The following is a 7,965-nucleotide window of genomic DNA, read 5'->3' as shown; positions in this document are numbered from 1 at the left end:
GGCGAACGACATGGCCACAGTCGCACTGTCTTCCATCGCCAAGGCGTTTGGGCCGACACAGGTGCTCGGCGGGGTCGAACTCGACATTGCCGATGGCGAATTCCTGACGCTGGTCGGCCCCTCCGGCTGCGGAAAATCGACCCTGATCCGGATCATCGCCGGGCTGGAACAGCAGGATTCCGGCAGCGTCGCCATTGGCGGGGCCAGCGTGGATCATCTGCGCCCGCATGAGCGGCGCGTCGCGATGGTGTTCCAGTCCTATGCGCTCTATCCGCATATGAGCGTGCGGGCGAATATCGCGCTGCCGCTGATGATGGCGCGGCTGAAACTCTGGCAGCGCCTGCCGCTGCTCCGCCTGCTCTCGGGCCAGCGGCGCAAGGCCATGGCCGGCATCATGACGGATGTCGACGCGGTCGCGACCCAGCTCCAGCTCGGCCATCTGCTCGACCGCAAGCCGGCCCAGCTCTCGGGCGGCCAGCGCCAGCGCGTTGCGCTCGGGCGCGCCATGGTGCGCAGCCCCGATGTCTTCCTGATGGACGAGCCTCTGTCCAATCTCGACGCCAAGCTGCGCGTCCATATGCGCACCGAGCTGGCGGAGCTGCACAAGCGCCTGGGCGCGACCTTCATCTATGTCACGCATGACCAGGTCGAGGCGATGACGATGTCGGACCGCGTCGCGATGATGGATTCAGGCGAGATTCTGCAGCTCGGCACGCCTTCGCAGCTCTATGAGAAACCGGCCTCGCTCAAGGTCGCGCAGTTCATCGGCAGCCCGGCGATCAACCTCCTGCCCGCGACGGTCGGCACTGCAGGCCGCCTCGAATTGTTTGGCCGGCCAATGGCGCTTGCGGTGGCGCCGGCGGCGGGGCAGGCGGTCACCCTCGGCATCCGCGCGGAGGCGCTGACGCTTATCCATGGCGAGCCGGCCGGCGCAGGCCGCGCCTGGTTCTCGGCGCGGCTCAGGCGCAAGGAGAATCTCGGCTCCGAATATATCCTGCATTTCGATCTCGCCGGGCGCGATGCACCGGGCGTCACCATGCGCGCGAGCCCCGCGGTCGCCGCCGGCGTCAACGAGGCGGCCGAGGTCACGCTCGCCTTCATCCTGCTGCTGCTGACGATCCTGCTGCCGCTTGCGGTGCTGATGCTGCTCAGCCTGACGAATTACGAGTTCGGCGGCGTCGACATGGACTGGGTCGGCCTCGCCAATTTCCAGAAGGCGCTGGCCGATCCGATCATCCGGCGCTCTGTCGTCAACACCTTGCTCTATGTCGCGATCGTCGTGCCGGGCGGCGTCTTCGGCGCGCTGCTGATCGCGGTCATGGTGCATCGGCGCCGCCGCAGCCGGTCCTTCTACGAGGTGATCTATTTCCTGCCGGTGACCTCGACGCTGATCGCGATGGCGACCGTCTGGCAGTTCCTGCTCCACCCCTCGCTCGGCCCGGTCAATGGTCTCCTGAAATGGCTCGGCTTTGCGCCGGTCGCCTTCCTGAGCGAGCCATCGACGGCGCTGGCGACGCTGGCCGTGATCGGCATCTGGCAGCTGCTCGGCTTCAACATGATCCTGTTCCTCGCCGGGCTGACCGCGATCCCGCGCGATCTCTACGAGGCGGCCGATATCGATGGCTGCTCCAGCGGCATCGACCGCTTCCTTACCATCACCTGGCCGCTGCTCGGGCCGACAACGATGTTCGTGCTCGTCACCACGATGATCACCGCCTTCAAGATTTTTGACACGGTGGCGGTGATGACGCGCGGTGGCCCGGTCGGCTCCACCGAGGTGCTGCTCTACAACATCTATCTCGAAGGCTTTCAGTATTTCCACACCGGCTATGCCGCGGCGCTGACCTTCATCTTCCTCGCCTTCATCCTCGTCTTCTCGGCCGTGCAGACCTTCGCGCTGGACAAGAAGGTGCATTACTGATGGCCGCTCCTGCGCTTGCCCCCGCCGCCGTCACGCCCGTGCATTCGGTGCTGCGCCGTTTCCTTTCGCTCGCCCTGGTCCATGGCGTGCTGATCGCGGGCGCCATCTTCATGCTGGCGCCCTTCATCTGGATGCTGGTGACCTCGATCAAGCCGCCGGCCGAGATCTTCAGCGCCGAGATCTCGCTCTGGCCAAAGCAGTTCTACGGCCTGCAGAATTACGGTTTCGCGATGGAGAAGGCGCCGCTGCTCCGCTTCGCGCTGAACGGCGTCATCCTCTGCGCCGGCATCCTCGTCGTGCAACTGCTGGTGGCCATTCCCTGCGCCTATGCCCTGGCGAAGCTGAACTTTCCCGGCCGCAACGCGCTCTTCGTCCTGGTGCTGCTCGGGCTCTGCATCCCCGTGCAGGTGCCGGCCATGCCGCTCTATATCGCGCTCGCCCAGCTCGGCCTGCTCAACACCTATTTCTCGATGATGGTGCCGTTCTTCCTCTCGGTCTTCGCCATCTTCCTGTTCCGCCAGTTCTTCCGCAGCTTCCCGGACGACATCATCAACGCGGCAAGGCTCGACGGCATGAGCGAGTTCGAGATCGTCTGGCGCATCGTGACGCCAAGCGCCTGGCCGGCCATCGCCGCCTTCTCGGTCTTCTCGGCGGTGGCGCACTGGAACGACCTGTACTGGCCGCTGATCGTCATTTCCGATGCCAAACTCGCCCCGCCGCCGCTCGGGATGATGTTCTTCGCCGATGCCGAGACCGGCTCGAATTACGGCGCGCTCACTGCCGCGGCGACGATCCTGACCGCGCCGCTCGTCCTCGCTTTCCTCATCGCCAGACGGAGGTTTATCGACGGCATCACGATGACCGGGGTGAAGTAGGCAGGCTCCGACAAGGACCGGCACTGCCAAGCTCCAACCGCAAGACGCTCAGGCCTGACGCATCGATTCAACCCGGCAGCTTCGCTGTCCATGTCACGGAGATCAAACATGAAACCCTTTGGCAAGGCGCTTGCTGCGGCAGCGCTCGCCCTCGTCGCATCCACGGCCGTCCGCGCCCAGGATGTCACGCTCGACGTGCTCTATGCCTTCCCGGCCTTCGCCAAGTTCCACGAGCCGATAGCCGCGGAATTCATGAAGGCGCACCCCAAGATCAAGATCAATTTCCGCGCGCCGGCGGCGAGCTATGACGAGGGGCATCAGGCGATGCTGCGTCAGTCCGTCACCAACCAGCTGCCGGATGTCTATTATTCCGGCTTCCATCTCTTGAGCGAACTGGTCGAGACGCTCGACAAGCGCAAGCAGGTCGTCGATCTCGGCCCGCTGCTGAAGGGGGAGCCGGAAGACTGGCGCAAGGCGAATTACTCCGACGCGCTGCTCGCGCTCGGCCAGGTCGGCGGCAAGCAGGCTGGCCTTGCTTTCAACGCCTCGACACCGCTGATGWATGTCAATGCCGAGCTSGTGAAGAAGGCGGGCGGCGACCCCGACAAACTGCCCGACACCTGGGCCGAGGTGGTTGCGCTCGCCAAAAAGATCCGTAGCGGCGACACCGCCGGTCTCGCCTACAATATCCATGACTGGCCCGACGACTGGCTCTGGCGCGGCGTGATCCTGCAGGGCGGCCATTCCATGCTGTCGCCCGACGGCAAGAAAGTCGCCTTCGGCGGCGAGGTGGGCGAGAAGACGCTGGGCCTGCTGCGCAGTCTCGTCACGGAAGGCGGCATGCCGGTGATCGACTGGGACCAGTCGCGCCAGCAGTTCATCGCCGGCAAGATCGGCATCTTCTTCGACACGCCGGCACGGCTGCGCCAGGTCACCGACCTGATCGGCGACCGCTTCACCCTGAAGACCGCGCTCTTCCCGGTCGATGACAAGGCCAAGGGCAAGCTGCCGACCGGCGGCAACGCCGCGCTGATCACGGCGAAGGATTCAGCCAAGCAGAAGGCGGCCTGGGAATTCATCAAGTTCGTGACCGGCCCCGAGGCCCAGAAGATCRTCGTCGAGACCGCCGGCTACATGCCGACCAACCTGCGCGCCGGCGGGGACGCGTATCTCGGTCCGTTCTACAAGGACAACGCCAATTTCCGGACGATCAACGGCCAGGTCCAGCGCGCTGCTCCCTGGGAAGGCTATCCCGGCGGCAACTCGGTCCGCATCTGGCGCCAACAGCGCGAGGTGATCTCCGGCGTGATGCGCGGCGACATCCAGCCCAAGGCCGGCATCGAGCGCATCGTCTCCGAGACCGAAGCGCTGATGAAGTGAACAGGCGCGCCTGACGCTTCGCTCCACGCCGCCCGGCGCCAGCCGGGCGGCAAATCCTTTCGATCATCCTTGCCTGGCCCTACGGAGCCCTCATGATCATCGCCCAGCTCAGCGACTTCCATGTGCGCCCGCATGGCCAGCCGGCCTATGGCATCGTCGACACCAATGCTGCGACGCGACGGGCGATCGACGCGGTGCTGGCGCTGGAGCCCCGGCCGGATTGCGTGCTCGTCACCGGCGATCTCTGCGATTGCGGGCTGCCGGAGGAATACGAGATCGTCCGCGCCGAGCTCGCGCGGCTGCCGATGCCGGTCTATGCCGTGCCCGGCAACCATGACCGGCGCGAGGTCTTCGCTTCCGTGCTCGGGGAGGGCGGTTCTTACCTGCCGAAGAGCGGCTTCCTGCACTACGTAATCGAGGACTTCCCGGTCCGGCTGATCGGGCTCGATACGGTCATTCCCGGCGAGGATGGCGGCGAGATCTGTGCCGAGCGCGAGGCCTGGCTCGCTGAGCGCCTTGCCGAGGGGCGCGGCCGCCCGACGCTGATCTTCATGCATCACCCGCCCTTCGCGGTCGGCGTCGACGGCATGGACATCATGCCCTGCCGGGTCTCGCCGGGTTTTGTCGCGCTGATCGCCCGTCATCCCGAGATCGAGCGGGTGCTTTGCGGCCATTACCATCGCCCGATCCAGCTTCGTTTYGCCGGCACGATCGGCTTTGTCGCGCCGGGCACCGCCCATCAGGTMGCGCTCGACCTGTGCCCGGGCACGGAGAACTGGTTCGTCATGGAGCCGCCCGCGCTCGCGATCCATGTCTGGAAACCGGAGACCGGCCTGGTCAGCCATCTCCAGCCGATCGGCGATTTCGGCCCGCGTCTCTTGGTCGCGATGCAGGGCGAGCAGCTTTCCGTGACGCGCAAGGAATTGCGCRATGTCGTCACCGCCGCCGATCTCGCCTCGGAGCGTCTCGTCATCGCGGGCCTGCGCCGGTTGACGCCGGAGGCGGCGATCCTCTCCGAGGAGGCCGGCTTCTCCGGCGCGTCCGACGCGCCCTGCTGGATCATCGACCCGCTCGACGGCACGGTGAACTATGCCGGCGGCCTGCCCTGGTTCTCGGTGACGCTCGCCTATCAGGAAGAGGGCCGCACCGTGCTCGGCCTGACCCATGCCCCGCTCGCCGGGCTGGTCGCGCGCTATGCCGAAGGTTCCGTCGCGAGCATCAATGGAGAGCCTGCCGCCGTCTCCCGGACCAAGAGCCTTGCCGACGCGGTCGTCTCGATCTGCCTGACCTCGCATTATTCGATTGAGGATACGGAGCGGACCTGCGCCGTCATCCGGCGGCTGTCGGGCCTCTGCCGCGGCGTGCGCGTCATCGTCTCCGGCGGGCTTGAAATGTCGCTGGTGGCGGCAGGCCGGCTCGATGCCTTCATCGGGCTGAAGGCCGACATCGTCTCGCACGCCGCCGCCATGCCGCTGGTGCGCGCGGCCGGCGGCAAGGTCACGACGGTCGGCGGACAGGATTCACGCGACGAGGACCTGGAGAAGGTCGTCTCGAACGGGTTGATCCATGAGGAGCTCCTGGAGGCGATCAGGGGCGCCTGAGCCCCACTCGCATGGACGCTTCCCAGGGATCGCTGTAACCATTCCGGCGGCTTGACCTCGCGAGGAGACGCAGCATGGACCGTTTCACGGGCGGCTGTCGGTGCGGCAATGTCCGGATCGTGGCCTCGGGCCGCCCCTACCGCGTCGGCCTCTGCCATTGTCTCGACTGCCGCAAATATCATGGCGCCCTGTTCCATGCGTCCGCGGTGTTTCCTGAGGATGCGGTGACGGTCGAGGGCGAAACCCGCGACTATCGCGGGCGCTTCTTCTGCCCCCGTTGCGGTTCGCCCCTGTTCGGACGCAGCGGCGATGAAATCGAAGTCAATCTGGGCTCGCTCGATGCCCCGGACCAGCTGATGCCGACCTATGAAAGCTGGATCATCCGGCGCGAATCCTGGTTGCCGCCCTTTCCGCTTGCGAGACGCTACGAGCGCGATCGCGACGCCCCGGGGCGTGAGGAATAGGGCGCAGGAACGGTGCACGCCAGCGACGTCAGGGCAGACCGGCCTTGCGGAAGCCATCAACGAAATGCGCGAGCGTCCGGGCGTCGCGGAAGGGCTCCGTCGCGGCCCAGTGCCTGGTCGTGAAATGCGGATTGCCGACGAGGAACAGCGCGGCCTCGGAGCCGGCCTCGTCGAGCCGGCCGAGCTGGGCCAGGCTTGCCGCCAGGAAGCGGCGTGAGCTCGTGCGATAGGTCTCGTCCTTGCGCAGCGTCTCGACGGCGGCTTCGTAGTCGCCCGCTGCATATTGCGCCTGGCCGAGCGTCAGATAGTACCAGCCCGCCGGATACGGGTTCAACCGGAACGCCTTGCCGATATGCGCGAGGCCGTCCTCGGTCCGCCCGGCGAGGACCGCGATGTCGGATAATGTCGCAAAGATATCGGCCTCGTTCGGGTCGAGTTCGATCGCCCGGGCGAATTCCGCATCCGCCTCGGCGAAGCTGCGGTCATAGGCCAGCAGATAGGCCAGGACCCAGCGGCAGCCGGCATCATTGGGGTCGATCGCCACCGCCTTGCGCGCCAGGGCCAGGCCGGTGCTGCGGGCGGGTTCCATCGGCTCGCCCCAATGCACCCAGCCCATCCAGTGGTTCATGGCCAGCCAGCGATAGGCCTCGGCGTAGTCCGGATCGAGCGAAACCGCGCGCGTCAGCATAAGATGCGCTTCCCGCGCCGTCTGCGGGGATTCATCGATCAGCTTGCGCGCCCGCACGCAGAGGTCATAGGCCTCGAGGTTTTTGGGCCGGTTKCGCGGCGGCGGGGCGCTGAGCCGGCCGAGCAGGGCCTCGACGATCTTGCCGGTGACCTCGTCCTGGACGGCAAAGATATCCTCCAGGCTGCGATCGAAGCGCTCCGCCCAGAGATGTTCGCTGCTCACCGCGTCGACCAGCTGTGCGTTGATGCGCACGCGGCCCGCGGCGCGTCTGGCGCTGCCCTCCAGCAGGTAGCGCACGCCAAGATCGCTTGCGATCGCGCGCACATCCATCGCCTTGCCCTTATAGGCAAAGGCCGAGTTGCGGGCGATGACGAACAGGCCGGCATTGCGGGACAGGTCGGTGATCAGGTCTTCGGTCAAGCCATCGGCGAAGGATTCCTGCTCGGGATCGGTGCTGAGATTGACGAAGGGCAGAACGGCGATCGAGGGTTTCCCGGGCAGCGCCAAAGGGGCGCGCCTCGCGCCGTCAAGCTGTTCGATCGCCCCCGTGAAGCGGTAACCGACGCGCGGAACGGTCACGATCCATTCGCCGCTATCGSCCCCCGGGCCCAGCAGCTTCCGCAACTGCGCGATCTGGACGGTGAGATTGCCTTCCTCGACGGCCGTACCCGGCCAGGCCGCATCCATCAGCGCGGCCTTCTCCAGGATTTCGCCGGGCCGCTCGACGAGCGCCGCAAGCAGTTTCAGCCCGCGCTGGCCAAGGGCAACGGGGACATCGTTGCGAAGCAGCGTTCCCGCACCTGAATCAAGCACGAACGGACCAAAGGCAAAGCGCGATCCCTGCATGCGGCGCATTTATAGCCCGTTTGGAAGTTTTTGGAACTATTTGGGCTGGCTTAAGTACGACGCTGCTCGTCTCCCGCAGTCTTCAACCTCATTCAGGCCGAGGGCTCCCGACCCCTCAAACCGGATGGAGGTTGTCATGGACGGATCTTGTACCCTTGCCTCAGTCCCGCACCGGGCCGCGCCGCCGGGC

The 7,965-nt window shown here is 66.1% G+C and carries 6 protein-coding genes; 5 read left to right on the top strand and 1 reads right to left on the bottom strand.

Features of this window, described 5'->3' with window-relative positions; translation table 11 throughout:
• The 5 genes from AC1D34_RS34675 to AC1D34_RS34655 all read left to right on the top strand — a co-directional run.
• Positions 1 to 1,921, top strand: a 1,921-nt coding sequence (locus tag AC1D34_RS34675) for an ATP-binding cassette domain-containing protein (protein ID WP_476826682.1), incomplete at its 5' end; no start/stop codon positions are given.
• Between the two features lie 110 nt (positions 1,922 to 2,031).
• Positions 2,032 to 2,796, top strand: a complete 765-nt coding sequence (locus AC1D34_RS34670) for a carbohydrate ABC transporter permease (RefSeq protein ID WP_441488829.1) — start codon at positions 2,032 to 2,034, stop codon at positions 2,794 to 2,796.
• Positions 2,797 to 2,904: 108 nt separating this feature from the next.
• Entirely contained in the window at positions 2,905 to 4,176 is a 1,272-nt protein-coding gene (locus AC1D34_RS34665) for an ABC transporter substrate-binding protein (RefSeq protein WP_476826681.1), read from the top strand.
• 92 nt (positions 4,177 to 4,268) lie between these two features.
• Positions 4,269 to 5,777, top strand: a complete 1,509-nt coding sequence (locus AC1D34_RS34660; protein ID WP_476826680.1) for an inositol monophosphatase family protein — start codon at positions 4,269 to 4,271, stop codon at positions 5,775 to 5,777.
• 74 nt (positions 5,778 to 5,851) lie between these two features.
• Positions 5,852 to 6,241, top strand: a complete 390-nt coding sequence (locus AC1D34_RS34655) for a GFA family protein (protein WP_441488388.1) — start codon at positions 5,852 to 5,854, stop codon at positions 6,239 to 6,241.
• Positions 6,242 to 6,269: 28 nt separating this feature from the next.
• Here AC1D34_RS34655 and AC1D34_RS34650 read toward each other — a convergent pair whose 3' ends face one another.
• Positions 6,270 to 7,784 carry a winged helix-turn-helix domain-containing tetratricopeptide repeat protein gene (locus AC1D34_RS34650; protein WP_476826679.1) on the bottom strand — a complete coding sequence of 505 codons (1,515 nt, stop codon included), beginning with the start codon at positions 7,782 to 7,784 and terminating at the stop codon, positions 6,270 to 6,272.
• Between the last annotated feature and the right edge of the window lie 181 nt (positions 7,785 to 7,965).

This window comes from Allobosea sp. P1_A7, from assembly GCF_056406775.1.
The sequence above is the reverse complement of the archived record's forward strand: the minus strand, read 5'-3'. Positions and strand labels throughout refer to the sequence as shown.